General features: G+C 67.5%; 27 protein-coding genes and 1 pseudogene. 13 read left to right on the top strand and 15 right to left on the bottom strand.

The features are described from left to right. Positions 1-13: 13 nt before the first annotated feature. From ACQPYM_RS23840 to ACQPYM_RS23815, 6 genes are all read right to left on the bottom strand, one after another. A complete protein-coding gene (locus ACQPYM_RS23840) occupies positions 14-259 on the bottom strand; it encodes a hypothetical protein (protein ID WP_433003767.1) in 246 nt (81 codons plus the stop codon). Beyond that, positions 256-642, bottom strand: a complete 387-nt coding sequence (locus tag ACQPYM_RS23835) for a hypothetical protein (RefSeq protein WP_433003764.1) — start codon at positions 640-642, stop codon at positions 256-258. Before ACQPYM_RS23835 ends, ACQPYM_RS23840 begins: the two co-directional genes overlap by 4 nt. A 14-nt stretch (positions 643-656) precedes the next feature. Then, a complete protein-coding gene (locus tag ACQPYM_RS23830; protein WP_433003761.1) occupies positions 657-968 on the bottom strand; it encodes an NAD-dependent epimerase/dehydratase family protein in 312 nt (103 codons plus the stop codon). A 94-nt stretch (positions 969-1062) separates the two neighbouring features. Next, complete coding sequence (locus tag ACQPYM_RS23825; protein WP_433003758.1) at positions 1063-1221, bottom strand: hypothetical protein; 159 nt, start codon at positions 1219-1221, stop codon at positions 1063-1065. A gap of 278 nt (positions 1222-1499) precedes the next feature. Further along, a complete protein-coding gene (locus ACQPYM_RS23820; RefSeq protein ID WP_433003755.1) occupies positions 1500-2267 on the bottom strand; it encodes an SDR family oxidoreductase in 768 nt (255 codons plus the stop codon). Continuing rightward, positions 2264-3070, bottom strand: coding sequence for an alpha/beta fold hydrolase (locus tag ACQPYM_RS23815; protein ID WP_433003752.1), 807 nt, complete (start codon positions 3068-3070; stop codon positions 2264-2266). The genes ACQPYM_RS23820 and ACQPYM_RS23815 overlap by 4 nt, the downstream gene beginning before the upstream one ends. Before the next feature lie 106 nt (positions 3071-3176). Here ACQPYM_RS23815 and ACQPYM_RS23810 point away from each other — a divergent pair, with 106 nt between their 5' ends. Then, on the top strand, positions 3177-4502 hold the full coding sequence (locus tag ACQPYM_RS23810) for a PLP-dependent aminotransferase family protein (RefSeq protein WP_433003749.1): 1326 nt from the start codon (positions 3177-3179) through the stop codon (positions 4500-4502). Between the two features lie 116 nt (positions 4503-4618). On the opposite strand, the gene ACQPYM_RS23805 is transcribed toward ACQPYM_RS23810, so the two are convergent. From ACQPYM_RS23805 to ACQPYM_RS23795, 3 genes and pseudogenes are all read right to left on the bottom strand, one after another. Then, positions 4619-5554 carry a hypothetical protein gene (locus tag ACQPYM_RS23805; protein ID WP_433023515.1) on the bottom strand — a complete coding sequence of 312 codons (936 nt, stop codon included), beginning with the start codon at positions 5552-5554 and terminating at the stop codon, positions 4619-4621. 135 nt (positions 5555-5689) lie between these two features. Continuing rightward, the gene (locus ACQPYM_RS23800) at positions 5690-5803 is read right to left on the bottom strand and encodes a CGNR zinc finger domain-containing protein (protein WP_433023369.1); all 114 of its coding nucleotides are present in this window, start codon (positions 5801-5803) and stop codon (positions 5690-5692) included. Positions 5804-5929: 126 nt separating this feature from the next. Next, positions 5930-6208 (bottom strand): annotated as a pseudogene (locus tag ACQPYM_RS23795) (ABATE domain-containing protein); the annotation flags it as partial. Between the two features lie 131 nt (positions 6209-6339). On the opposite strand from ACQPYM_RS23795, the gene ACQPYM_RS23790 reads away from it, so the two are divergent. Genes ACQPYM_RS23790 through ACQPYM_RS23760 form a run of 7 tightly spaced genes read left to right on the top strand, consistent with a single transcriptional unit; the run spans position 6340 to position 10751 of the window. Beyond that, on the top strand, positions 6340-6819 hold the full coding sequence (locus tag ACQPYM_RS23790) for a VOC family protein (RefSeq protein WP_433003746.1): 480 nt from the start codon (positions 6340-6342) through the stop codon (positions 6817-6819). A 13-nt stretch (positions 6820-6832) separates the two neighbouring features. Next, positions 6833-7744 (top strand): pyridoxamine 5'-phosphate oxidase family protein, encoded by a 912-nt coding sequence (locus ACQPYM_RS23785; protein WP_433003743.1) that lies wholly within the window; start codon positions 6833-6835, stop codon positions 7742-7744. Further along, positions 7744-7935 carry a ferredoxin gene (locus ACQPYM_RS23780; protein WP_433003740.1) on the top strand — a complete coding sequence of 64 codons (192 nt, stop codon included), beginning with the start codon at positions 7744-7746 and terminating at the stop codon, positions 7933-7935. The genes ACQPYM_RS23785 and ACQPYM_RS23780 overlap by 1 nt, the downstream gene beginning before the upstream one ends. Further along, complete coding sequence (locus tag ACQPYM_RS23775; protein WP_433003737.1) at positions 7935-9110, top strand: NAD(P)/FAD-dependent oxidoreductase; 1176 nt, start codon at positions 7935-7937, stop codon at positions 9108-9110. Before ACQPYM_RS23780 ends, ACQPYM_RS23775 begins: the two co-directional genes overlap by 1 nt. A 5-nt stretch (positions 9111-9115) precedes the next feature. Further along, positions 9116-9700, top strand: a complete 585-nt coding sequence (locus tag ACQPYM_RS23770) for a TetR/AcrR family transcriptional regulator (RefSeq protein ID WP_433003734.1) — start codon at positions 9116-9118, stop codon at positions 9698-9700. Between the two features lie 38 nt (positions 9701-9738). Continuing rightward, complete coding sequence (locus ACQPYM_RS23765; RefSeq protein ID WP_433003731.1) at positions 9739-10284, top strand: carboxymuconolactone decarboxylase family protein; 546 nt, start codon at positions 9739-9741, stop codon at positions 10282-10284. Then, positions 10281-10751 (top strand): HPP family protein, encoded by a 471-nt coding sequence (locus ACQPYM_RS23760; RefSeq protein WP_433003728.1) that lies wholly within the window; start codon positions 10281-10283, stop codon positions 10749-10751. Before ACQPYM_RS23765 ends, ACQPYM_RS23760 begins: the two co-directional genes overlap by 4 nt. Before the next feature lie 47 nt (positions 10752-10798). On the opposite strand, the gene ACQPYM_RS23755 is transcribed toward ACQPYM_RS23760, so the two are convergent. The 3 genes from ACQPYM_RS23755 to ACQPYM_RS23745 are packed head-to-tail and all read right to left on the bottom strand — an operon-like array spanning position 10799 to position 12938. Then, positions 10799-11992, bottom strand: coding sequence for an MFS transporter (locus tag ACQPYM_RS23755; RefSeq protein WP_433003725.1), 1194 nt, complete (start codon positions 11990-11992; stop codon positions 10799-10801). Further along, the gene (locus ACQPYM_RS23750; RefSeq protein ID WP_433003722.1) at positions 11989-12519 is read right to left on the bottom strand and encodes an FAD-dependent oxidoreductase; all 531 of its coding nucleotides are present in this window, start codon (positions 12517-12519) and stop codon (positions 11989-11991) included. Before ACQPYM_RS23750 ends, ACQPYM_RS23755 begins: the two co-directional genes overlap by 4 nt. Beyond that, positions 12495-12938, bottom strand: coding sequence for an FAD-dependent oxidoreductase (locus tag ACQPYM_RS23745; protein WP_433003719.1), 444 nt, complete (start codon positions 12936-12938; stop codon positions 12495-12497). Before ACQPYM_RS23745 ends, ACQPYM_RS23750 begins: the two co-directional genes overlap by 25 nt. Before the next feature lie 93 nt (positions 12939-13031). Here ACQPYM_RS23745 and ACQPYM_RS23740 point away from each other — a divergent pair, with 93 nt between their 5' ends. From ACQPYM_RS23740 to ACQPYM_RS23730, 3 genes are all read left to right on the top strand, one after another. Continuing rightward, entirely contained in the window at positions 13032-13646 is a 615-nt protein-coding gene (locus tag ACQPYM_RS23740) for a helix-turn-helix domain-containing protein (protein ID WP_433003716.1), read from the top strand. A gap of 210 nt (positions 13647-13856) precedes the next feature. Then, positions 13857-14363, top strand: a complete 507-nt coding sequence (locus ACQPYM_RS23735; RefSeq protein WP_433003714.1) for an RNA polymerase sigma factor — start codon at positions 13857-13859, stop codon at positions 14361-14363. Continuing rightward, positions 14356-15576 carry a WD40/YVTN/BNR-like repeat-containing protein gene (locus ACQPYM_RS23730; protein ID WP_433003711.1) on the top strand — a complete coding sequence of 407 codons (1221 nt, stop codon included), beginning with the start codon at positions 14356-14358 and terminating at the stop codon, positions 15574-15576. Before ACQPYM_RS23735 ends, ACQPYM_RS23730 begins: the two co-directional genes overlap by 8 nt. Positions 15577-15603: 27 nt before the next feature. Here ACQPYM_RS23730 and ACQPYM_RS23725 read toward each other — a convergent pair whose 3' ends face one another. Beyond that, positions 15604-16263, bottom strand: a complete 660-nt coding sequence (locus ACQPYM_RS23725; RefSeq protein ID WP_433003708.1) for a hypothetical protein — start codon at positions 16261-16263, stop codon at positions 15604-15606. Positions 16264-16400: 137 nt separating this feature from the next. Between ACQPYM_RS23725 and ACQPYM_RS23720 the strand changes: the two genes are divergently transcribed. Together ACQPYM_RS23720 and ACQPYM_RS23715 are read left to right on the top strand one after the other, a co-directional pair. Continuing rightward, on the top strand, positions 16401-18464 hold the full coding sequence (locus tag ACQPYM_RS23720; protein WP_433003706.1) for a sensor histidine kinase: 2064 nt from the start codon (positions 16401-16403) through the stop codon (positions 18462-18464). Next, positions 18461-19111: a response regulator transcription factor gene (locus ACQPYM_RS23715; protein WP_433003703.1), complete on the top strand. Its 651-nt coding sequence runs from the start codon at positions 18461-18463 to the stop codon at positions 19109-19111. The genes ACQPYM_RS23720 and ACQPYM_RS23715 overlap by 4 nt, the downstream gene beginning before the upstream one ends. On the opposite strand, the gene ACQPYM_RS23710 is transcribed toward ACQPYM_RS23715, so the two are convergent. Then, positions 19098-21545 carry a YfhO family protein gene (locus ACQPYM_RS23710; protein WP_433003700.1) on the bottom strand — a complete coding sequence of 816 codons (2448 nt, stop codon included), beginning with the start codon at positions 21543-21545 and terminating at the stop codon, positions 19098-19100. The genes ACQPYM_RS23715 and ACQPYM_RS23710 overlap by 14 nt on opposite strands. Further along, positions 21542-22504 (bottom strand): glycosyltransferase family 2 protein, encoded by a 963-nt coding sequence (locus ACQPYM_RS23705; protein WP_433003697.1) that lies wholly within the window; start codon positions 22502-22504, stop codon positions 21542-21544. The genes ACQPYM_RS23710 and ACQPYM_RS23705 overlap by 4 nt, the downstream gene beginning before the upstream one ends. Positions 22505-22534 lie beyond the last annotated feature (30 nt).

Here is a 22534-nt window from a genome sequence, read left to right as displayed (position 1 = left end):
CCGTCTCCATCCCTTAGAAATCCTCCGAGTGAGGCGTTTCGCCTTCCAACGCCTCGACGGCGCCGAGCAGGCTTCGCAGTGCCACCTGGTCGCGCTCCACCTCGGCCGGGTCGACCAGCCACTCGCTGACCGGCAAGACGTGGTCCGGCTCGCTCGCAGCAATCATCGCCAGGTCGACCTCGACCTCGTGGTGCAACTCGTGCAGCATCTCCGGCCCGTGCATGCTCCCAGGGTGGGGCACGTCGCCCGGTGTACTCATCGGCGTTCGTCTCCCTTGGCCCAATCGGCGTACCGGATGTGCCCGAGCTGGGCCTCGCCCTCGGGGACCAAACTACCGTCGAGCAACTCCGAGCCGAAGTACGTGGCGTGCGGGTCGGCAACCACCTCGCGGGGGTCGCCGTGCAGCGCGAGCGCCTCGCGGATGAACTCGTCCATCTGGTACTGCTCCGGCCCGGCGATCTCGAGCCGGCCGTTCAGCGGCGTACCGACCGCCACCTTGGCCACCGCGTCGGCCACGTCGTCGCCGGCCATCGGCTGGAACCTGACCGGCGCGATCCGGACCTCGGAGCCGGTGGTCGCCGCGTCCGCGATCCCGATCGCGAACTCGAAGAACTGAGTCGCGTGCACCAGCGAGTACGGCACTCCCGACTTCTCGATCAGCTGCTCCTGGGCGATCTTGGCCGCGAAGTACCCGTTGTCGGGCAGCCGCTCGGTACCGACGATCGGGCGAGCACGTTCCCGGTCGAGGTGGTGAAGAACTCCATCACCGCCGCGGGCTCGAACGACGGCGAGTTCGACACGTCAACCACCACCTCAGCCCCGACCAGCACCTCAGCCAGCCCTTCGCCGGTCAACGTGTTCACCCCGGTATTCGGAGCCGCCGCAACCGCCTCATGCCCGTGCGCCGTGAACCGCCGAATCAACTTGGACCCGATCAGCCCGGTCCCACCAACAACCACGATCTTCATCCCAGCCTCCAATCCCACCCAGCGGCCCACCGCCACCCGGTCACCAGCAAAGACAGGACAGCCGCGCCCCCTGTGACAGTTTTCGGAAGTCTTTTCACTCCAGTCCTGTTACCCGACCCCTCGGGCGGGCGAATTCGACGAGGACGATGAGGCCTCCGTCGGGGTTGGGGGTGGTGGTGAGGGTTGCGTCGTGGGCGGTGGTGATCGCGGCAACGATGGCCAGGCCGAGGCCCAGGCCGTGCTGGTTCTGCATCCGGGTGGTGTCGAGGCGGCGGAAGGGTTGGAGGAGGCAGCAGCACGCAAGTGCACGTCAAACCTTCCAACCGGTACTACGCTGCCGGCCGAACCGTCGGCGCCGACAGCCCCGGCACCGCTGAACCTCAACTGCACCGGAACAGCCTGCCCAGCACCCCCACCCGCCCCCAAGCCCCCAACCCTCCCGAGCTAACCCCGCAACTCTGCCGAGTTAGCCCTCTCGACCGGCCGGGTGCGCCAACCTGGTGCACCCGGCCGCCGCCCTGACCGAGCTGCTCACTCGCGGTGGATCTGGAACGGCGCGAAGCTCTGCGCGACCGGCATCAGTTCGATGGCGTTCACGTTGACGTGCCGGGGCTGCGAGGTGGCCCAGTGAACGGTTTCGGCGATGTCTTCGGGAGTGAGTGGCTGCACGCCGTCGTAGACGTTCGCGGCCTTCTCCTGGTCACCTCCGAAGCGAACCACCGAGAACTCGGTGCCACCACACAGACCAGGCTCGACCGAGGTCACCCGGACGCCGGTGCCGTGCAGATCGCTGCGCAGGTTGAGGCTGAACTGGTGCACGAATGCCTTCGTCGCGCCGTACACGTTGCCGCCCGGGTACGGGTAGGTGCCGGCGACGGAGCCGAGGTTCACCACATGTCCGGTTCCTCGCTCCACCATCCCGGGCAGCAGGGCGCGCGTGCAGCGTACGAGTCCGGTGCAGTTGGTCGCGATCATCTGCTCCCACTGGTCGAGGTCGGCTTCCTGGGCCGGTCCCAGTCCGAGAGCAAGGCCGGCGTTGTTCACCAGTACGTCGACGGCGGCGAAGTCGGACGGCAGATTCGCCATGGTTTCCACCACGGCCGCGTCGTCGCGCACGTCGAGGGCGACCGGTAGTACGGCCGGTCCGAGCTGGGCGGCGAGGTCGTCCAGCTTCTCGATCCGGCGCGCGGCGGCGATGACGCGGTGCCCATCGGCGGCGAACCGGCGAGCGATGGCGGCTCCGAATCCGCTGCTGGCACCGGTGACGAAGACGGTCTTGCGCGGATCCGTGCTGCTCATCGCTGCTCCAGAGAAATCAGAAAGGCGTCCAGCGCCTCGTTGAACTCGTCTTCGCGCTCGAGGTTCGGCATGTGCGCAGCATCCTTGATGATGGCCAGCGTCGAGTCCGGGAGCGTTCTGTGCATCAGCTCGGCGTCCGCGATCGGGGTGAAGGCGTCGTCGCTGCCGACGACGACCAGCGCGGGAACGGTGCAGCGTTTCAGCGTCTCGAGGTAGTCCGGCCGATCGGCCCGACCGCGCATCGCGGCGGCCGCTCCGGCGGGCGACGTCTGCTGCATCATCAGCATGACCTTCTGAGCCACCTCGGGCAACCGCGCAATGTTGCTAGGCGCAACCATTTTGGTCAGCACCTCCTCGGCGTACGGGCCCATGCCCTCGGCCAGCAGCCGGTCGGCCAGCTGGCGCCGGATCGTGCGGCCGGCCGGCGTCTCGGCCTGCGCTGAGGTGTCGGCCAGGATCAGGCCGGTGATGCGCTCGGGAAAGAGCCGGTACGTCTCCATCACGATCTGGCCGCCCATCGACAGGCCGCCGAGCGCGAAGGTACCGAGGTTCAGGTGATCGGCGAGGCCGATCACGTCGCGGGCGAACGTCTCGAATGTCGTCGTCCCCGGAACCACCGAGCTGGCCCCGTAGCCGCGGAGGTCGGCGGCGACCACGCGACGGCCCGGCCGGCCGAATCGCTCGAGCTGGGGCTGCCACATGCTCCGGTCGAAGGGGTGTCCGTGCACCAGGACAAGCGCCTGGTCGCCATCACCCGCGTCCTCGTAGGCCACGGTGATGTCGCCGATCGATGCTGTCGGCATCGTTTGCTCCTTGCTTCTGAGGGGACCGGCCACCCACAATATGCACCGAGAAGCGTCGGATCAATGATAACTTTGACCTCGGTACAATCTGGTGCAAGGAGCTGGCATGACACAGGCGTATGGGGACATCGCGGACTCGGTCGCCGCGGACATCACCGCCGGGCGGCTGCGGCCGGGGCAACAGCTGCCGACCCAGCGCCGCTTCGCACGGGACCACGGGATCGCGGTCTCCACGGCCAGCCGGGTGTACAGCGAGCTCGTACGCCGAGGCCTGGTGGTCGGCGAGGTCGGCCGAGGGACCTTCGTGCGCACCGCCGAACCGGCGACCGATGCGCTTGCGGAGCCGGCGCGAGCCAACGTCGACCTGGAGCTCAACTTCCCGACCCTGCCCGGCCAGGCGGAGCTGCTGGCGCCAGGAATCGAAGCACTGCTCCGGCCGGACGCCCTCGCAACCTCGTTGCGTCCGGCAACAGTGAGGGGAACGAGTGAAGCGCGAGAGGCGACAGCGGCGCTGCTGGCCCGGCCGCACTGGGTGCCGGCCTCAGAGGACATCCTCTTCGCGGGGAATGGGCGCCAAGCGCTCGCAGCGGCCATCGCGGCGCTGGCAGGGCCGGGGGAGCGGCTCGGCGTCGAGGCCCTGACCTACCCGGTCATGAAGGGCATCGCCGGCCGGCTTGGCGTCACGCTGGTGCCGCTGGCGATGGATGCCCACGGGGTCGAGCCCGCCGCCGTACGGTCCGCGGGTGTTCGCGCCGTCTACCTGCAGCCCACCCTGCACAATCCACTGGGCATCACCATGCCCCAAGGCCGTCGCGCCGAGCTGGCCGCCCTACTCACTGAGCTGGACATCGTGGCGATCGAGGACATGGTCAACGGATTCCTCGATCCCACCGTGACTCCGATCGCCGCCATGGCGCCGGACCACACGGTCCTGATGGACAGCTTGACCAAACGACTGGCCCCCGGCCTGACCGCCGGCTTCCTGGTGGCGCCCCGTCGGCTCGCGAGTGGCTTGTCGTCAGCGTTGCGCTCCGGCGGCTGGACAGCTCCCGCCTTCGCGCTGGCGGCCGCCACGCGGTGGATCAACGGCGGCGCAGTGGCAACCATCGTGCAGGCGAAGGTGAACGACGCGCAGGTGCGACAGCGGCTCGCCGCCGACCGGCTTGCCGGCCTGACTGTGACGGCCAACCCGCGCGCCTACCATCTGTGGTGGTCGCTTCCGGCACCGTGGCGCGCCGAGACCTTCGTCAGCGCCGCCGCGAGGCGCGGCATCGCCGTCACACCGGCGGCAGCCTTCACCGTAGGCCCGGGCCAAGCGCCGAACGCGATCCGGCTGGCGCTCGCCTCGCCCCCGATCGAGATTCTCGATCAGGCCCTGCAAGCCCTGGTAGAGCTGGCCAAATCCAATCCGGACGAAACCGACCACGAGTAGCCCAGGATCGGTACGGCGTACTGACCGCGGGCGGTGTGCAGGTGGGGGCTCCGTGGCCCCCCGAACCGACCCGTGCCCCCACCACCGGTGAAGTGCGCCGGTGGTGGGGTGGGTGCCTACTCCCCGACGTGGGGGTCGTTGAGTGGGGCGAAGCGGAAGTAGGTGGGGTCGTTGAAGATGCCGGGGACCTTGCCGAGGCCTTGGATGACGGTGGCGGTGCCGTTGGCGTGGCCGACGGCGTACAGGTGGGCCGTCTGGGTGTCTTTGTCGATGCCGAGGAGCAGCGTGCCGTGGTTGCCGCACTTGCTGGCCTTCAGGAACTCGAAGTTCTGCCAGGTGCGGTCACGGACGCGCTTGACCACCGGATTCATCGGTGACGTCCTCGGGATGTGAATGGTGTAGAGCGCGCCGCGCTGGGTGTTCGCGAGGAACGTGTCGTAGAACGGGGCCTTGCTGATCAACGTCATCGCCTTCACCGGCGCGAAGCCCGGGGAAGCGCCGGTGACCTGCCAGGTCTCGGGGACGGACATCCATCTGAGCAGCACGCCGTCGCTGCGCAGCCCGTAGAGCGATCCGACCGGGGCGGAGAGTCCCTCTCGGTAGTAGGACCTGTCGAACGCGACGATGTCGCTGTAGTCGCCGGTGTAGGTCTCCCGGCGGATCGAGCCCGGGTCGAATTTGTTGCCCCCGACAAGCGTGTAGCCGGTGTAGCCCATGGTGGCGCCACTGATCGCAATGCCGGCAACGTAAACCCCTCTCGGATCCGGGGAGCTGAAAGTCGAAGTGCTGAGTCGTACCGGATCGGGGTACAGGCCGGGCGCCACCACATGGTCGTTCGTTCTCGTCGGTGGCGCGCCGGCGGTGATGCGTTGCGACCGGTGAGCACCTCCAGCCGTGACGGATCCCAGCTCCATCGTGCACCAGCCGGCGCTTGCGTCGCCGGTGGTTGTCGTTACCGCGTCCGCGGCGCCGGGAACCAAGCCGACGGCCAGCAGTGCGGCCGCGCTCAGTGCTACCGAGCCTCTCCGGACGTGCTTTTGCTTACCGCGCATGTCGCAACCTCTCGTGACCTTCCCCCCAGGTTGCGGGCACCATGCCAGCAGCAGATCGTCATCCAGCTTGATGCGCCTGACTCGACGAATGTTGCGCAGCGTTGGCCAGAGATGACAGGTCGAGAGCGGACTCGGTCAGTCGGCGTCCTTCGATCGGGCGTAGTGGCGCGCGGCCTTGGCGCGGTTGCCGCAGCCGGCCATCGAGCACCACCGTCGATTGGCCTTGCGGCTCGAGTCGTAGAAGTGCAGGACGCAGTCCGGATGCGCACAGGCGCGAATGCGGGTCGGGTCCTGCTCGAGGAGACTCAGGTAGTTGTCGGCGGCGATCCAGGCGAGTAGATCCGCCGGGTCGTCGACCTCGGGTCTGACTTCAGGACCGCTCGGGCCGAGTCGCCGTACGAGACGTCCTCGGTCGAGCAGCAGGTTCAGCTGTGCTTCGGCCGCAGCATCCGGTTGCCCAGCGACGTGAGCTTCGACGACGGCTCGCAAGGCCTCCCGTGCTTCAACGAGCCGGCGGCGCGCGGCCTCCGTCGTCGGGTAGTGCTGACCGTCGCCGAGGGCAGGGCTCGTCAGCCAGGTCTTGAAGCCGTCGATGGTCCCCAGTAGGTCGTGGCGCTCCCCGCCTTCCACCCAGACGGTGTTGAGCAGATCCATGCTCACCGGTTCACCGGTCAGGGGGCGCGGGTCCATGGCCCAGATTCTAACCCATGGACTGGGGTTGACAAGTTAGAGATGTTCTATCCAGTATTGAGCTCAATATCGGTTAGAACTTGGAGGAACTTCGCATGACTACGACCACCGCCGTACCGACCGCCGTACCGACCGCGCTGAAGACCGGGCACATCGGTCTGAACGTGACAGATCTGGACCGGTCGCTCGCGTTCTACCAGCGGGTGCTGGGCTTCGATGTTCAGGCTCAGGGGACCGAGGCGGACCGCCGTTGGGCGTTTCTGGGCCGGGACGGCAAGTTGCTGGTGACCTTGTGGCAGCAGGCCGACGGCGAGTTCGCCACTGGGCAAGCCGGCCTGCATCACCTGTCGTTCCAGGTGGAGACGATCGAGGAGGTGCAGGGCGTGCAGGCCGTTCTCGAAGAGCTCGGGGCCGGTTTCCTGTACGACGGTGTGGTGCCGCACGGTGAAGGAGTGTCCTCGGGCGGCATCTTCTTCACCGATCCCGATGGGATTCGGCTCGAGGTGTACGCGCCGAGCGGTGCGGACTCCGCCCCGGCGCCCTCCGGTGCGGCACCGACCTGCGGCTTCTTCTGAGCCGGACGACGAAATGACCATTCAGTACCACGCAGGGGAGCGGCGGGCGCAGGAGCTCGCCGGTCTCCGCGACCGGGCCGAGCACGCACGTCCCGCGATCGGCACGAGCATCCCGGCCGTCGCTGCACGATTCGTTGCCGAACAGCCGTTCCTCGTCCTCGGAGCGGCCGACGCCGAGGGGCTTATGTGGGCCTCACTGCTGGTCGGCGAGCCTGGTTTCGCGGTGGCTCCCGATGAGTACACGCTGGCGATCGCGGCTGTCCCGGCCGCGGGGGATCCGCTCCGATCGGTGCTGGCGCAATCCGCTTCCGTGGGGATGATCCTGATCGACCCCGCGACTCGCCGTCGGATGCGGGTCAATGGGGACGCCGAGCCGACCTCGACCGGCCAGCGCGTCGCAGTACGGCAGGTTTATGCCAATTGCCCGAAGTACATTCAGCAACGCCGAATCGAACGCACCGAGCCGGTTGGATCCGGATCGGTGCGGGTCTCGGAAGCGTTGGACGGCGCGCAGCAACGGTTGATCACGTCGGCGGACACGTTCTTCGTCGCGACCAGATCAGCGAGCGGCGAGGCGGACGCGTCGCATCGCGGTGGGAACAGCGGTTTCGTCGAGGTGCTGGATGACCGTTTGTTGCGCTGGCCGGACTATCTCGGCAACGCGATGATGATGACGCTCGGCAATCTGCAGGAGGACCCGTCGGCCGGTCTGCTGTTCATCGACTGGCAGAACGGTACGACGCTCCAGGTGTCCGGCCGGGCGAAGGTCGAGTGGCACGCCGACCCGGCGATGCCTGGAGCGCAACGTCAGGTGACCTTCGCCATCGACCGAGTGGTCCAGCTCGATCGTGGAAGTCCGCTGGCCTGGTCCGAGCCCGTGCTGTCCCGCTTCAATCCACCGCTGGTCGAAGGAACTCAGAACTGATGCGCATCGAGGTCGACCTGGTTACCTGTGAAAACCATGGTCAGTGTGTGTTCGCGGCGCCAGAAGTCTTCGCCTTCGACGACGACGAACAGCTGATGTACGAAACCCATCCCGCGACCGGGCTTGCCGAAGCGGTGCGCGCCGCCGCCGCGGCCTGCCCGGTTCGTGCCATCGCCCTTGTCGAGCACTGATGCGTCATGTTGTCGTCGTCGGTGCTTCTCTGGCGGGTCTTCGAACCTCCGAGGCGCTCCGCCGGCACGGGCATCGGGGCCGGATCACCATCGTCGGCGCCGAACCGCAACTGCCGTACGATCGTCCGCCGCTGTCCAAGGCCCTGCTCACCGGCCGAACCACCGCCGATCGCCTCCAGTTGCCACGAGCAACGGAACTGGAAGCTGACTTCGTCCTGGGTGTCCGGGCTGTGAGCCTTGACCGCGACGGGCGCGAGATCGGACTCGCGAACGGACGGAAGATCCCGTACGACGGTCTCGTGATCGCCACCGGTGCACGGGCCGCCGTCAATGGCGCCCGGGCGGGAACCGAGCCGCGGCCGTGGACCCTCCGCTCGCTCGCTGATGCGGTGGCTCTGCGGGACCGCCTCGTGCCGCGGCAGCGGATCAGAGTTGTCGGCGGCGGCTTTCTAGGCAACGAGATCGCGGCCGCCGCCCGCCAGCGCGGTTGCGAAGTCGAACTGGTGACGCGAGGAAAGCTGCCCCTGCTCGCAGCAGCCGGTGAGCCGGTCGCGACCTTGGTCGCCGAGCTACACCGCCGCGCCGGCGTCACCCTGCACATGAAGAATCCGCAAAGCCCCGCGGATGTCACCATCGCGGCCATCGGCGCAAAGCCGAACGTCGAATGGCTGTCCGGCGCGGGACTCCAACTGGACAACGGCCTGCTGTGCGATCGGTGCTTGCGCCCTATCACCCAGGACGGGGAGCCGGTCTCGAACATCGTTGCCGCAGGCGACGTAGTCCGCTGGCCCCACAGTCTGGCTGGAGGCAGCCCCATCACCGTAGGCCACTGGAGCAACGCAGTGGACCAAGCAGAAATCGCCGCCCGAAACCTGTTGTTCCCGGACCGGCCGCTCCCGTTCACCGCAGTACCGTCGTACTGGTCCGACCTGTACGACGCCCGCCTGCGAGCCATCGGGTTACCCCACCTCGGCTCACCCGTCGTTGAGGAACACGACCCCACCGCAATGCGCCTCGTCGTCACCTACTGGCAAGACTCCGAATTGGTCGGAGCAATCACTATCAATCGAACCAGTCGCCTCGCTCCCTACCGCACGGCACTCGCAAAGCACCACCAGGTTGGAGGGTCCGAGACAGATCTGTCTTGTGGGGGGACAGGTCTGTCTGTAAGGTGATGGGTGTGAGCGAGCTTGTGGGAGTGCCTGGGGATCAGTTGTCGCCGCGGCAGCGGTTGGTGGAGACGGCTTTTCGGTTGTTTTATGAGCACGGGATCAATGCGGTGGGCATTGACCGGGTGCTGGCCGAGGCCGGGGTGTCGAAGGCGACGCTGTATCGGCACTTCGCGACCAAGGATGGTCTGATCGTCGAGTTCGTGCGACTGCGGGACGCGCGGTACCGCGTCTGGTTGAGGGAGCGCGTCGACGCATTGGGGAGTGATCCTGAGAGTCGTATCCTGGCTGTCTTCGGGGCTATCAAGGAGCGCTGCCAAGCTGGTGACTTTCGCGGTTGCGCGTTCGGCAATACCGTCGCGGAGCTGGCGGATCCCGACCATCCGGCCCATCAGGCCGCGCGTGAGCACAAAGAGGCGATCCGTGCCTATCTGGCTGAGCTGCTGACGCAGGCCGGAGTACGGGAGCCGGAGCAACTGGCCGGCCGGTTCCTGCTGCTGATCGACGGAGCCGTCACGACCGCCGTACGCGATGGTTCCGCGGATGCCGCCGACGAGGCTCGCGCGATCGCTTCCACCTTGCTGCGGGCCGGCTGAACAGCAGCCGGTTCAACCGACTACCGAAGGTTTCGAACATGCCCAGAATCACCCAGGTGACCGACGAGACCGCGACGCCCCGGGCGGCCGAGTTGCTCGCCGACACCCGCCGCCAGCTCGGCCGGACGCCGAACCTGTACCGGACCCTGGTCAACTCGCCCGCCGCCTTGCGCGGCTACCTCGACTTCCGCGAGGCACTGACTGCGGGTGTTCTTCAGCCCGCCACCCGCGAGAAGCTCGCCCTGCTGGTTGCCCAACGCAACAACTGCGACTATTGCATCGCGGCTCACAACGCTCGCGGGAAGGCGCTCGGCCTGACTGCCGAGGAGCTACAGCGAGTACGGCGTGCCGACGATGCCGACCCTCACACGGCGGCGCTGCTGACCCTTGCCGCGCACCTCGTCGACCGGCGCGGCGCAGTCGATGACGCGGACCTGCAGGCGGCCCGCGCGGCCGGCGTCACCGATGAACAGATCGCCGAGACCGTCGCCCATGTAGCCCTGAACACGTACTCGAACATGGTCAACCACCTGGCCGAGCCCGACCTGGACTTCCCAGCGGCCGAGCCTTTGACCCGGGAATGAGTGACCCCGGTACTGCGCAGGACGCCCGAGGTGGATGGCGGCAGGACCTGGCCACTGCCGCCATCCTGCTGGCGCTGGCCGCGATCGGCCTGGCGACGAATCAACCAGTCCTGCTGGCTCCTTTTGCCGCGAGTGCCGTATCGATAGCCATGACGCCGCTGGCGGCGGGCGCAGCGCCGCGGACCGTGTTGCTGGCGTACCTGATTGCCGCGGCGTCCGGCGTAGTCGTCCTGGTGCCGAAATGGGACGCGGTCGAAGGGCATTGGCTGGCCGCGACTGCGGCAACTGTGCTGGCTCTGCGAGTGATGCGTTTGTCCAAGGCCGTTCATCTGCCCGCGACCGCGATGCCAGTGCTGATCGGTGCAAGCAGTGCGCCCGCCCTCACCATGATGCTGCCCGTTGCCTTAGGCACCGTTGTGCTCGTAGCCCTCTCCGGAGTTGCCAGAAGGCTCGCAGCCTCCAGTTGATATGAGCCGGCCCCGCCGCTCACTCGATGCTGGGGAGGAACGGCGGGTTAACGCCGTCGCTGGTTCAGGGTGCGCTCGGCGAGCACGACGGGGATGGTCAGTGCGGCCAACCCAGCGCCGATCCAGGACACGGCGGTGAGTGGTGTACCGGAGTTGAGAGCGACGCCGGCCAGAACCGGTACAAGACTGATGCCCAGTTGGAAAGCCGAGACGGTCGTGGCTCCCGCCAGCGTGGGTGCGTCGGAGGCGATAGTGAACACGCGACCGTAGATTGCTGGGTTCAGAACAAACCCTGCCACCCCCAGGAGCAGCACGAGCGGAACAACGGCCAGTGCGTGCTCGGCCGCGGTGGCGATCAGGACGGAGCAGATGACGATTCCCACCGCGCCGACCACGAGTGCGTAGTACGGGCGTTGGTCAGAGATGCGCCCACCCATCGCCAGGCCGGCGAAGGCGCCGACACCGAAGAGGACCAGGATCGGGCCGACCCAAACGTCTGCGATCCCAGTGACGCCGGTCAGCAATGCGGCGAGGTAATTGAAGGTGATCATGTACGCCGCTGTGCTGAGCAACGTCGCCGCGTAGACCAGCCATAGTTGCGGCCGCCGCATCGCGCCGAGCTCACGCCTGACGCTGGGGTCTTCCGTCGTTGCCGTCTTGGGCATCGCGACGACCACGGCGGCGGCCCCGGCGAGGGTGAGAGCGACGACCAGCCAGAATCCGCCTTCCCAGGCGGTGAGGTAGCCGATCAGCGTTCCGGCGGGTCCGCCGAAGATCATGGCCAGGCTGAGTCCGCTGACCACGACGCCCGAGGCGCGCGCCTTCCGGTCGGGCGTGACCAGGCTGACCGCGGTGACGGCCGCGACTGCCCAGAATCCGGCGTACGCGACACCTGCGACGAATCGGGTGATGAGCAAGGGGCCGTAGCTGTCGAGGATCAGGCCGACTGCGATGGATGCGGCGAACGCGACCTGGGTCAGCGCCAACGCCGTACGGCGCGGCCAGCGCAGGCCGATGACAGCGAGGGGTGGGCCGCCGATGACGACCCCGACCGCAAACGCCGAGATGAGTCCGCCCGCCGTCGCCAGACTGACGTCGAGATCGGCGGCGACCGCGGGCAGAACCCCGGCGAGGAGGAACTCGGCGCTGCCCATCGAGAACAAGCTGAACGCCAGCAGATACACCCCGAGGGGGAGTCGGCGACTGGCGACCGGGGTCTGGGATGTGACTTGGGAGGTCATTGGGCGGCCTCCGAATCTTTGCTCTGGGCAAGTGCTGCGGTCAGGTCGTTCTCGAGCAGCCAGGCCGTGATGGCGATAGCAGGCGCAGATCCTTCGCCCGCGGCGGTGATGACCTGGGCACGCGGATTCACCACGTTGCCGGCCGCCCAGACTCCCGGTACGCCGGTCGCTCCGCTGCCCGTGGTCGACACCAATCCCGTGGTCACATCGGTCTCGCAGCCGAGGGCCCGCAGTACTGCGTCGTTCGGCGAGGGCCTTGGCGCGATGAATACAGTCTCACAGGCGATGACGTTGCCGTCGGCAAGCTCCGCGCCGGTCAGCGACCCTTTGTCGTGGACGAGGCGAGCAACGGTGCCCTCGACAACGCGGACGCCGAATGCAGTCAGCCGAGCGGCCTCGATGTCCGTGATCGGCATCCCGTTGGGGCACAGTGTCACCCGGTCGCTGTAGCGGCGCAGCAAGGCCGCATGGTGCAAGGAGACAGCGGGCATCGCCCCGCCGATCACGAGGATGTCATCGCCGCGCACCTCGTACCCATGACAGTGCGGGCAATGGTGGACCGTGATCCCCACAGCTCGCGGACACCGGGAATCTCCGGCAGTTCATCGGTCAGCCCTGTCGCGACCAACACGGCCCGAGAGCGCACCAAGTTCCCGTCGACCAGAGTGAAGGCAAAGCTGCCCTCCGGGTCTCGTGTCGCTTCGATGACGCGGGCTTGCGTGAACTCGCCTCCATAGCGGTCGACCTCCTGCCGCCCAGTTGCCAGGAGCTCCGAGGGCACGGCACCGTCGCGGGAGACGAACCCGTGCAGGTGCGCCGCGGCCGCGTTCCTCGGTTTGCCGTCGTCGATCACCAAGACGTCTGCCTGAGCTCTGGTGAGGACGATTCCCGCCGTCAGGCCGGCCGCCCCGGCGCCGATGATCACTACGTCACGATGGTCTTTCATCGATTACCACCTCCGATCCCGAAGATGGCTCGCGGCATCCAGGTCCGGCAACTTTCGTTGCCGAAACTGGAACCGTTTGGTCTGATGTTTTGCATGGAGTCATTTCCCGCGATCGCTGCCACCCTCGAGCAGATCTCACCGCGCCTGCGCCGACTCCGCGAGAAGAAGAACATCTCGCTGGCGGAGCTGAGCGCAACGACCGGTATCTCCAAGAGCACCCTGTCGCGACTCGAGTCCGGCCAACGCAAGCCGAGCCTGGAGCTGCTCCTGCCGATCGCGGCCGCACTCGCCGTACCGCTGGACGAGATCGTCGCCGCGCCCCAGATCATCGATCCCCGGATGCCGCAGGAGCCGTCGCGTTCCAACGGCCGCGTCATCGTCCCGCTCTCCCGAAGCCAGGGTGAGCCGAAGGCGTTCAAGTTGATCATCCCTGCCACCGAGACTGAACCTGTCCCACGGACCCACGCCGGGTACGAGTGGCTCTACGTCTTGAGCGGCAGCCTTCGGCTGATCCTGGGCGACTACGACGTCATTCTCGGTCCGGGCGAGGTCGCCGAATTCGATACCCAGCACTCGCATTGGTTCGGTTCCAGCGGACGTGGCCCTGTCGAGGTACTCAGCCTGTTCGGCAAGCAGGGCGAGCGAATCCACGTCCGCGCCCGATCGAAGCAGGCCGCCCTCGATCAGCACGCGAAGCGCGACACCTGAGTGGACCACCCCCGGTCGATACTGGCGGCGTGACTCGGATGAGGCGTGTCACGCAACAGGGGTTCGGCGTACTGGTCACCGCAAAATCTGCGCAGGATGAATAGAACCTCCAGCCGGCGGACTTGTTGCCCTGGGCATGGGCGGAGATCTGATGCAACCGATTCCGTCCGCCGATTGTCGTGAGGGTGACAAGACGAACTCGGAGGGCTGATGGACGACGAGCGGCTGCGGGAGCTGTACGAGGGCTGTTACGGGCGCCTGATCGGGCAGATGTTCGCCGTCTGCGGTGATCTGGCCGAGGCGGAGGACGTTGTCCAGGAGGCCTTCGTGGTGGCGCTGACGAGACGGCGGCAGCTCGGGCAGGTGGACAACCCGGAGGCTTGGTTGCGCACGATCGCGCTGAACATCGCCCGGAACAGGTTCCGCCGGTCGGTACGGTTCCGGCAGTTGCTGCGGCTGCAGCCGCAACCGGTGAGCCTGCCCGACCTGTCGCCGGACCGGATCGCGCTGGTCGACGCTCTGCGGGAGTTGCCGCTGGAGCAGCGGGAGACGATCGCGCTTCGGTACGTCGCGGACCTGTCGATCCGGGAGATCGCCGAAACCCTCGGCGTCGCGGAGGGGACCGTGAAGGCCAGGCTGAGCCGGGGCCGGCAGCGGCTGGCTCCCCTCGTCCACGAGTTCGCCGACGAGCCGCAGACGGAGGAGCACCGTGTCTGAACTGAAGGATCTCGCCTGGCAGGCCCAAAGCCAGTCGCCGGCGCCAGAACTCGAAACCCTGGTCAAGCGCAGCCGTACCCGCCTCCGGCGCCGCCGCGCCCTGGCGATCGCGGCGAGCCTGGTAGCGATCGCCGTACCGGCCGTGGTGGTGATCAATCAAGCTACCGATGCCGCCCCCGACCCTGCCGCCACGGAAGTCCGGCCGCGGACCGGGCGGGAGCTCGCGCACTCCGCGGACGCGGAGCTGACCAAGTTCTACCCGCTTCCCGGCGGGAACTGGGTGGCCAGCTGGATCCGGTGTCGGCAACCGGCGCCGGACCAGCCGACGGTTTGCTGGTCCACCCTGGCCTCGAAGTCCGCGGCAGGGATCGAGTTCACCGAGCCGGTCGACGACTACCCCTACCTGGAGCTGTACGGCGACCTGGTCTACGGCTCCCGGAATGTCCAGTATGACCCGGCGAAACCTCGCCTGACCACGATCGAGAACGGCCGGCCGGTAGAGCGTCCGCTGACCGTTTCGGGAACCACCAGCACGATCGGGAACGGTCTCCTCCTCAGAACGAGCGGACCCCTACTCGTGGTCGACCAGCGCACTGGGCAGGGCCGGGTTCTGCAGTTGCCCGCTGATCTGCGGAACCCGCACCGCTTCTTCCGGGATCAGAGCGGACGCTGGTGGTTGGCCAAGAGCGGCCTGCTGGCGTGGACTGCGGACGGTGGCCGGACCTGGACCCGCCAGCCGACGTCGGGGAAGTATGTGGAGGTCGGTATCAGCCCGGACGGCCGGACGATCATGCTTCAGGAGCAGGTGAGCGAGGCCGAAGGGCCGGGGGAGTACCTGCGGTCCCGGGACGGTGGGCGGACCTGGACAACGATCCCGGATCCTGACAAGCGGGTCCTCGGGATTGAAGCAGTGTTCGACGACGGGACCGGGCTGGTCACCGACAAGACCCTCCGAGCCACGGTGATGACCTCGCTGCTACGGATCGCCCCGGACGGAACCATCGGTACCGAACTCCAGACCCCGTACTCCCTGAGCTCGATCGAAGCCCTCGGAGACCAGGTCATCGGCTTGGTCGAAGGCCCCGCGATCACCTCACCGAGCCCGGTCCCAACCACCACCCCAACCCCCCTGCCGCCACCCAAGCAGCCGGTCCACGAAGTTGCCATCAGCAACAACCGCGGAGCCGACTGGCAGGTGTTCGACCCACGGTGATGAAGCATGCGAAGGCTCGCCCGTAGGTCAGGATCGCCGTAGTAGTGCGATTGCGCCTACTGCGGCGGCCCAGGCGCCGATCAGGGAGCTGATGGGGAACAGGGGGTCGAAGAGGTCGGTGAAGGCGATGGTTGCTGTGGCGATGGCGAAGGCGAGGCCGCCGACTAGGCCTAGGACGAGGGTGATCCGGTTGCCGAGGGTGTGGGTCAGGCCGCCGGCTACGGCGAGGGTGGCGATTGCCAGGGCCCAGAGGGGGTTCACGATTGTTTCGTTCCAGGTGTGGAAGTCGATCAGCGTGGTCGAGTGTCCGTGTTCGATCGCCTCTGCTTCGGTTGCGGCGAAGAGGTGGACCAGCATCGCCACGGTGGCGAGCACCGAGATCGCCGCCACCACGCTCATCAGCCGGGCCATCCGGCCGGGTAGGTCACCGCGTCGGCGGATCACGATCAGCCCGGCCGTGATGAGCGCGATTGCGGCCAGGGAGAACAGATGGGACGGGTACCACAGCGGATCGACGAGCATGTCGTGGAGTTGCTCGAGCTTGGTGCCGCCCGTGCTGCTGTCCTTGGGATGAAGGGCGCCGCCGGCGAAGAACGCGAGGCCGCCGAGGAGAAGGAAGACGGCCGCGGTGCGGTCGAGGCGGTGGGAGCGGTGAGGAGTACTGGCGAGCGCGGTGGTTTTGGACATCGGAAGCTCCTGGGTCGGGCCGGTTGAACATCCTCACGGTCCCGCCATCCAAGGGCTGTCCGCAGGAGTGCAGCCCCTTCGCTCATCCAAGGGTTAACCCTGGTACGCCGCCGCGGGCGATCTGCGACGATGGCTGCATGTCTGGGCTGCGCTCGGCCCGTGCTGTCGAGCAGTATGACGAGAATCCGGCCCCCGCACGTGAGGCGCTGGTAGGTCTCGTGGGGCTCGGCACGGCGCTGCTCGTCGGGTACGGCCTGACGCTGGGGTTCCATCTCGACAACCTGCACAACGGCCTCCTCGCGGCGGCGTTCACGGCCGTTGGGCTCTACGTACTGCGAGTCCGCCCGGGCCATCGCGAGGCCCGGTTGTTCGTGGCCACCGGGATCGCGTCCGCGATCATGTTCTTCGGTCGCCAGTACGGTCTCCACGATGAGCCGCTTCCCGGTGCGGCGTGGCTCGGCTGGATCGGCGTCTGGCCGCTGCCGTTGGTGATCGCGTTGACCGGCGTCACGGTGATGGCCTTTCCCGACGGCCGGTTTCTCTCCCGCCGGTGGCGCATTGCGGCGCTCGCGATGCTCGTGGTCGCAGGGGCGCTCGCCGTGCCGTCAGCCCTGTGGCCGGTGGAGTACGACCGAGTGGGCATGGTCGCGCCTCACCCTTTCGACATTCCTGGCGGGGACGTCGCCGAGAGCCTGCTGACGCCGGCCCGCTCGGTGTCCTACGCGCTGTTCCAGTTGTTGTTCACAGTCGCTGTGGTGGCCCGGATGCTGCATGCCAAGGGCGACGAGGCGCGGCAGCTGCGGTGGTTCGTGTTCGCTGTCGGATTGGATCTCCTGGTTCTACTGGGCGGCGTCCTGGTCTTCAGCTCTCCTGTCCCCGGCCTGCTCGGTACGCCGCTCGTCGCCATCGCCGCGGGGGCGGCGATCCTGAAGTACCGCCTCTACGACATCGACCCCGTCATCAACAAAACCCTCGTTGTCGGCTTGATGGCCGCAGTCATCACCGCCGGCTACCTGGTCGTTGTGGTCGGCATCGGTGCCCTCGTCCCCTTCCCGGAGGGCGTGATGACGCTGGTAGCGACCGCCCTGGTGGCATGTGTGTTCGAGCCGGCGCGGCGACGCGTCCAGCGGCTCGCGGACCAACTGGTCTACGGTCACCGGGCGACGCCGTACGAGGCCTTGTCCAGTCTCTCGGCACAGCTGCTCACTCCCCGAGGCGAGCTGCTGGACGGCCTCGCGGCGACCGTCGCGAACGCGGTCGGCGCCACCGAGGTCGTCGTGTGGGTAGGGGACGACCGGGTACTGCGCGCAGTCGCGGCCTGGCCTGATCCGTGCGATCGCCCACCGACGTCGCTGGCCCAGCTGGGTGAGGAGCGCCAGATCGTCCGCCAGGTCGTGCACGATCGGGTACTCCGGGGCGCGGTGACGGTTCGCAAGCGTGCGGGGGAGCCGTTGACCGAGTCAGAGGAGCGGCTGCTCATCGATCTGGTCGCCCAGGCCGGTCTGGTGATCGACCATCAGGCGAAGGTGCAGCAGGTCGCCGACCAGGCCGCCGAGCTGCAGGCCGCGGCACGCCGGATCGTCACCGCACAGGACGCCGCTCGGCGCCGGATCGAGCGCAATCTCCACGACGGTGCCCAGCAGCGGCTCGTGACGCTTGGTCTCGAGCTCGGTGCGCTCGCGGGACGGGCCGCCGAGTCCGGCCACCCCGATCTCGCGGAGCGAGCGGAGTACGCACGTCAGCAGCTTCTCGACGCCACGGCAGCACTGCGCGAGCTGGCCCGCGGGCTGCACCCGTCGGTACTCACCCACGATGGGCTGGGGCCGGCGCTGGCCGATCTCGCCGACAGCTCTGCGATCCCCGTGCAGCTCCGCGTCGACGTCACCGGGCGGCAACCGGTCGAGGTGGAGGCGACGGCGTACTTCTTCGTCAGCGAGGCGATCACCAACGCCTGCAGGCATTCCGGCGCCGCTGTCGTGGAGGTTGTCGCACGGGACGACGGAGAGGGGCTGTGGATCCAGGTGTCCGACGACGGCGCCGGTGGCGCCGATGTCGCGGCCGGCAGCGGACTGCAGGGCCTCGCGGACAGGCTCGGTGCGCTCGGCGCGCGGCTGGAGATCGACAGCCCGTCTGGGGCAGGAACCCGCCTGCGGGCACTCATCCCGGTCGAGCGGCCGGCGCCGTCCTGGGAGGGTCCGTGAGAGTGGTGCTCGCCGACGACGCTGTCCTCTTCCGGGAGGGCATGGCGCGAATCCTGGCCGAGGCCGGATTCGAGGTCGTAGGTCAGGTGGGTGGGGGCGCGGAGCTTGTCGAGCTGGTCCGGCGCGACCCACCCGACGTGGCGGTGATCGACCTGCGGATGCCACCCGGCTACAGCGCAGAGGGGATCGACGCAGCCGCGGAGATCCGGAGGACTGTGCCCACCGTCGGGTTGATGCTGCTGTCGCAGTACGTCGAAGTCCATCACGCGTTGCGGTTGATGACCGACTTCGACGGAGGAGTCGGCTACCTGCTCAAGGACCGGGTCTCGGACCTCACGACGTTCAGCATCGACGTACAGCGGGTCGCCCGGGGCGAGGTGGTGATCGACGCCGAACTGGTCGGCAGGCTGGTCGGACGCCGCCGGCAACGTGATCCGCTGGCTGACCTCACCGACCGCGAGCGTCAGGTGCTGGACCTGATGGCGCAGGGCCTGTCCAACACCGCGCTGGCCGACAAGATGCACCTCAGGCTGAAGACCATCGAGGGACACGTCAGCAGCATCTTCACCAAGCTCGACCTCGCTCCTGGCGAACGTGATCACCACAGACGAGTCCTCGCGGTCCTGCGCTTCCTCAGGCAGGAGTGAGCCGGCGGCGTCTCCAGAAAGCTCCGACGAGGGCCAGGGCAAGTGTGACCAGTACGGCGCCGCCGCCGACTGACAGGCCGAGGTCGAGGCCTGGTGGGCGATAGGAGCAGCTGACTTTCCGGGTGGGGCCGGGGAGCTCCACCGCGAGGAGTCCGCCGTAGTTCGCCGATTCCTTCCACGGTCCGTCATCGGTGGAGCAGCGCCAGCCAGGTTGCTGAAGGGTGCCGATGACAACAATCCCGGTAGTGCCGGGGCGGAGCGTGGCGTAAACGGAATGCCCGCCGGCTTGTACTTTGGTCGCTCCGGTGGCGTTGAGTGTGGCGATGGCCTTGGCGAGCCGTGCTGGGTCGAGGCAGCCCAGTGCGCGCTTGCTGAAGTTGGAGCCAGGCGTGGCCTTGAGTTTGAGGTCGGCCGCGACCACACCGGACGCCGGGACCTGGCCGAGCTTGATCATTGCGCTGCTGGTGTTGATCCCCGGCCGACGTGCTGCCGTGAGCGGGAACCATTCGTCTCCGCCCTCCAACCGTGCTTCACCCCAGACCTTCGGCAGGTGCAGGTACACGATGGACCCCGGCTGACAGGTTGCGGTCAAGCGCAGCACATTGTCGTCGTCGGTCTTGGTTGCCTTGTACTTCGGTACGTCGTACACCGCTGCGCCGAGGAGCCGCTCCTGATTGGTGAAAGCCGAGCTGTCCTCGGGGGCGTCCGGGAGGACCTTGGGTCGGACCGTGACCAGGGGCGGTACCTCGGCGTGGGTGGCGGTGTTGTTGTCGGCGTCCAGTCTGCTCGCGATCGAGAAGATGGCATCGGTGACCGGATTGCTCATGCTGTAAGAGGCGCGGCCGTAGCTCGACCAGCCGAAGCCGAGCTCGGTGAGCGTCTGGCTGAGGGTTTGGGGGAGCAGGCTGCTGTAGTAGCCAGACCCTTGACCGCCGAGCAGGAGCGGATCGTTGGGAGTGGTGGGGGTGGCGGGATCGATGCGGGACTTGGGCCAGTTGTCCGTGGAGGTGATGGTGTCGCGAAAGGCTTGTTGCCGGGTGCCCCAAGGGGAGGTTGAGGCGATCAGCACTTTGTTGCGTTGGGCATCGACCACCACGGCGCTGTAGGTGAGTTCGGCACCGATGACCGCGATCAGACCGATTCCGGCCAGCAAGGTGGCTGCCCGGTGGCGAGGGAGATGGCGGATGGTGAGCATGGTGGCAATGACGGCCGCGGCGCACAGGGCCAGCACCAGTACGGAGTACTGATTGAGCAGCGGGCTGTCTCGGGTGGAGAGAGCGAGTGCGACGAGCAGGGCGCTGGCAGCGGAGAGGGCGATCCAACTGGGAGCACGCTCAGCGGCGGACAGCCAAGCGCAGATGACGAGGATGGCGCACAGGGTGAAGGCTTGGCGGTACTGCGAGCCGTTGGGGCTGTCGAAACCGTGCCAGAGGACGTGGGTAGGTTCCCAGAGGAACGACGCGCCGACCGCGACGGCCAGCACCGTCCAGACTGCGCGGGTGCGGGTGGTGACCGATCCGTTGAACGGAAGCGACAGGGCGAGTAGCAGGGCGGCGGTACCGACGTACAGGCTGGGCGAGCGACCGACGCCTTCCGAGAGGGGGAGGAGGCGGGCGAGGAGGTTCTCGACCGGAACGGGGGTGAAGACGCCCGGTGGTGACGGTGCGGCCAGGCCGTTGGCTTTGAGGATCGGCAGCAGAACCGGCGCCGAAGCTGCGACGCCCAGGATCACGGACAGGACGTGGCGCACGATGGCGCGGAAGCGATCCAGCCACGGCAGGTCGCTGGTGAGGACGCGGGCGAGCAGGATGAGTCCGCCGGCCAGGGTGGCCATGTAGGCGGTGTAGAAGTTCGAGATCCAGAAGACGGCGATGACGGCGACACTGAGGATGCGGTGCTGGCGGCGTAGCGACCATTCCGCGACCAGGCAGAACATGGGCAGTGCGATGAGGCCGTCGAGCCACATCGGCACGTACGCGCCGTCGTCTATAGCCCAGCCACACAGGGCGTACGACGCGCCGAGCAGGGCGGCCAGCCAGCGGGGGCCGGGGCGGATCCGGATCAGGTAGGCGGCCATCGCGGCTGCGGCGAGGGCCAGTTTGAGGATCGTGATGACGAATACCGCCAGGTCGATGCGCTCGCGGGGGAAGACCGCGACGAGCAGGGAGAGTGGACTGCCCAGGTCAACGCCGTAGTCGGCCCAGAAGCCGACACCGAAGGCGCTTTGCCAGTTGAAGAACATGTCGCCTTGCGCCTGGCCGTGCAGCACGTCCCAGAGATGGGCGAAGAACGGCAGGTACTGCGTGCCCAGGTCATTGGTGTTCCGCGAGGCCGATCCGAACGGGAACGTGCCCCGCACCATCCCCGCCACCGAGAACGCCGCTGCCGCCAACACGCCGGCCAACCAGAGCTCCAGCCCGCGACGCCCCTTCACAGCGAACGACCGGCAGCACTACCCGGTACGACGTGGGTCTGGCTGAGGTTGGTCTCCTTGATCAGGTAGTGCGGGCGGTGCTTGCTCTCGAAATAGATCCGGCCGATGTACTCACCGATGACCCCGAGCATCACCAGCTGTAACCCGCCCAGACCGGCGATCGCGGCGATCAAGGTGGCATAGCCCGGCATCTGCACGCCCTGAGTGGCAGCCACCACGACCACCCAGATCGCATAGGCAATCGCGACCAGGCTGAGCAACAGGCCGATGTAGATCGCCGCGCGCAGTGGCTTGTTGTTGAACGACAGCAAGCCGTCCAGCCCGTATTCGAACAGTTTGCGGAACGACCAGCTGCTCCGGCCGCCTTCGCGCTGCACGTTCTCGTACTCGAAGACGATCGACTCGAACCCGATCCAGGCGAACAACCCCTTGGAGAACCGGTTGTACTCCTGCAACTCCAGCAATGCCTCCAACGCCCGGCGCGAGATCAGCCGGAAGTCGCCGACCCCGTCCACCAGTTCCACGTCGGACCACTTGTTGATCAACCAGTAGTAGGCCCGCGCGGACAATGTCCGGGTCGCCGGATCGCCCACCCGGGTTCGCCGCGCGATCACCTGATCGAATCCGCGCGCCCGCAAGGCCAGCATTCGCCCGATCAACTCCGGCGGATGCTGCAGATCGGCGTCCATCAGGATCACCGCGTCGCCGGCGGCATGCCGCAGCCCGGCGAGCATCGCCGACTCCTTGCCGAAGTTGCGGCTGAACGACAGGTACCGCACCGACGGATCCCCGCCGGCGATCTCGACCAGCACCTCCAGGGTGCCGTCCGTGCTCCCGTCGTCGACGTAGATGATCTCGTACGACTCGCCGGTGGCCGCCAGCTCGTGACTGACCGCTGCGTGGAACCGGCCGATCACGTCGATTTCGTTGAAACAGGGAACCACCAGCGTCAACCGCATTGCACTCCTCGCGCACGTCTCCTGCAACCG

The organism is Kribbella sp. CA-294648 (assembly GCF_050943845.1).
Classification (GTDB): Bacteria; Actinomycetota; Actinomycetes; order Propionibacteriales; family Kribbellaceae; genus Kribbella.
Note: the sequence above shows the minus strand (reverse complement) of the source record. Positions and strands in the feature narration are given on the sequence as shown.

What these genes read in the sequence shown, in the direction of transcription:
- ACQPYM_RS23840 (WP_433003767.1), bottom strand. Translation starts at nt 259, where the DNA reads ATGAGTACACCGGGCGACGTGCCCCACCCTGGGAGCATGCACGGGCCG.
- ACQPYM_RS23830 (WP_433003761.1), bottom strand. Translation starts at nt 968, where the DNA reads ATGAAGATCGTGGTTGTTGGTGGGACCGGGCTGATCGGGTCCAAGTTG.
- ACQPYM_RS23825 (WP_433003758.1), bottom strand. Translation starts at nt 1,221, where the DNA reads ATGCAGAACCAGCACGGCCTGGGCCTCGGCCTGGCCATCGTTGCCGCG.
- ACQPYM_RS23820 (WP_433003755.1), bottom strand. Translation starts at nt 2,267, where the DNA reads ATGAGCAGCACGGATCCGCGCAAGACCGTCTTCGTCACCGGTGCCAGC.
- ACQPYM_RS23815 (WP_433003752.1), bottom strand. Translation starts at nt 3,070, where the DNA reads ATGCCGACAGCATCGATCGGCGACATCACCGTGGCCTACGAGGACGCG.
- ACQPYM_RS23810 (WP_433003749.1), top strand. Translation starts at nt 3,177, where the DNA reads ATGACACAGGCGTATGGGGACATCGCGGACTCGGTCGCCGCGGACATC.
- ACQPYM_RS23805 (WP_433023515.1), bottom strand. Translation starts at nt 5,554, where the DNA reads ATGCGCGGTAAGCAAAAGCACGTCCGGAGAGGCTCGGTAGCACTGAGC.
- ACQPYM_RS23790 (WP_433003746.1), top strand. Translation starts at nt 6,340, where the DNA reads ATGACTACGACCACCGCCGTACCGACCGCCGTACCGACCGCGCTGAAG.
- ACQPYM_RS23785 (WP_433003743.1), top strand. Translation starts at nt 6,833, where the DNA reads ATGACCATTCAGTACCACGCAGGGGAGCGGCGGGCGCAGGAGCTCGCC.
- ACQPYM_RS23780 (WP_433003740.1), top strand. Translation starts at nt 7,744, where the DNA reads ATGCGCATCGAGGTCGACCTGGTTACCTGTGAAAACCATGGTCAGTGT.
- ACQPYM_RS23775 (WP_433003737.1), top strand. Translation starts at nt 7,935, where the DNA reads ATGCGTCATGTTGTCGTCGTCGGTGCTTCTCTGGCGGGTCTTCGAACC.
- ACQPYM_RS23765 (WP_433003731.1), top strand. Translation starts at nt 9,739, where the DNA reads ATGCCCAGAATCACCCAGGTGACCGACGAGACCGCGACGCCCCGGGCG.
- ACQPYM_RS23760 (WP_433003728.1), top strand. Translation starts at nt 10,281, where the DNA reads ATGAGTGACCCCGGTACTGCGCAGGACGCCCGAGGTGGATGGCGGCAG.
- ACQPYM_RS23755 (WP_433003725.1), bottom strand. Translation starts at nt 11,992, where the DNA reads ATGACCTCCCAAGTCACATCCCAGACCCCGGTCGCCAGTCGCCGACTC.
- ACQPYM_RS23745 (WP_433003719.1), bottom strand. Translation starts at nt 12,938, where the DNA reads ATGAAAGACCATCGTGACGTAGTGATCATCGGCGCCGGGGCGGCCGGC.
- ACQPYM_RS23740 (WP_433003716.1), top strand. Translation starts at nt 13,032, where the DNA reads ATGGAGTCATTTCCCGCGATCGCTGCCACCCTCGAGCAGATCTCACCG.
- ACQPYM_RS23735 (WP_433003714.1), top strand. Translation starts at nt 13,857, where the DNA reads ATGGACGACGAGCGGCTGCGGGAGCTGTACGAGGGCTGTTACGGGCGC.
- ACQPYM_RS23725 (WP_433003708.1), bottom strand. Translation starts at nt 16,263, where the DNA reads ATGTCCAAAACCACCGCGCTCGCCAGTACTCCTCACCGCTCCCACCGC.
- ACQPYM_RS23720 (WP_433003706.1), top strand. Translation starts at nt 16,401, where the DNA reads ATGTCTGGGCTGCGCTCGGCCCGTGCTGTCGAGCAGTATGACGAGAAT.
- ACQPYM_RS23705 (WP_433003697.1), bottom strand. Translation starts at nt 22,504, where the DNA reads ATGCGGTTGACGCTGGTGGTTCCCTGTTTCAACGAAATCGACGTGATC.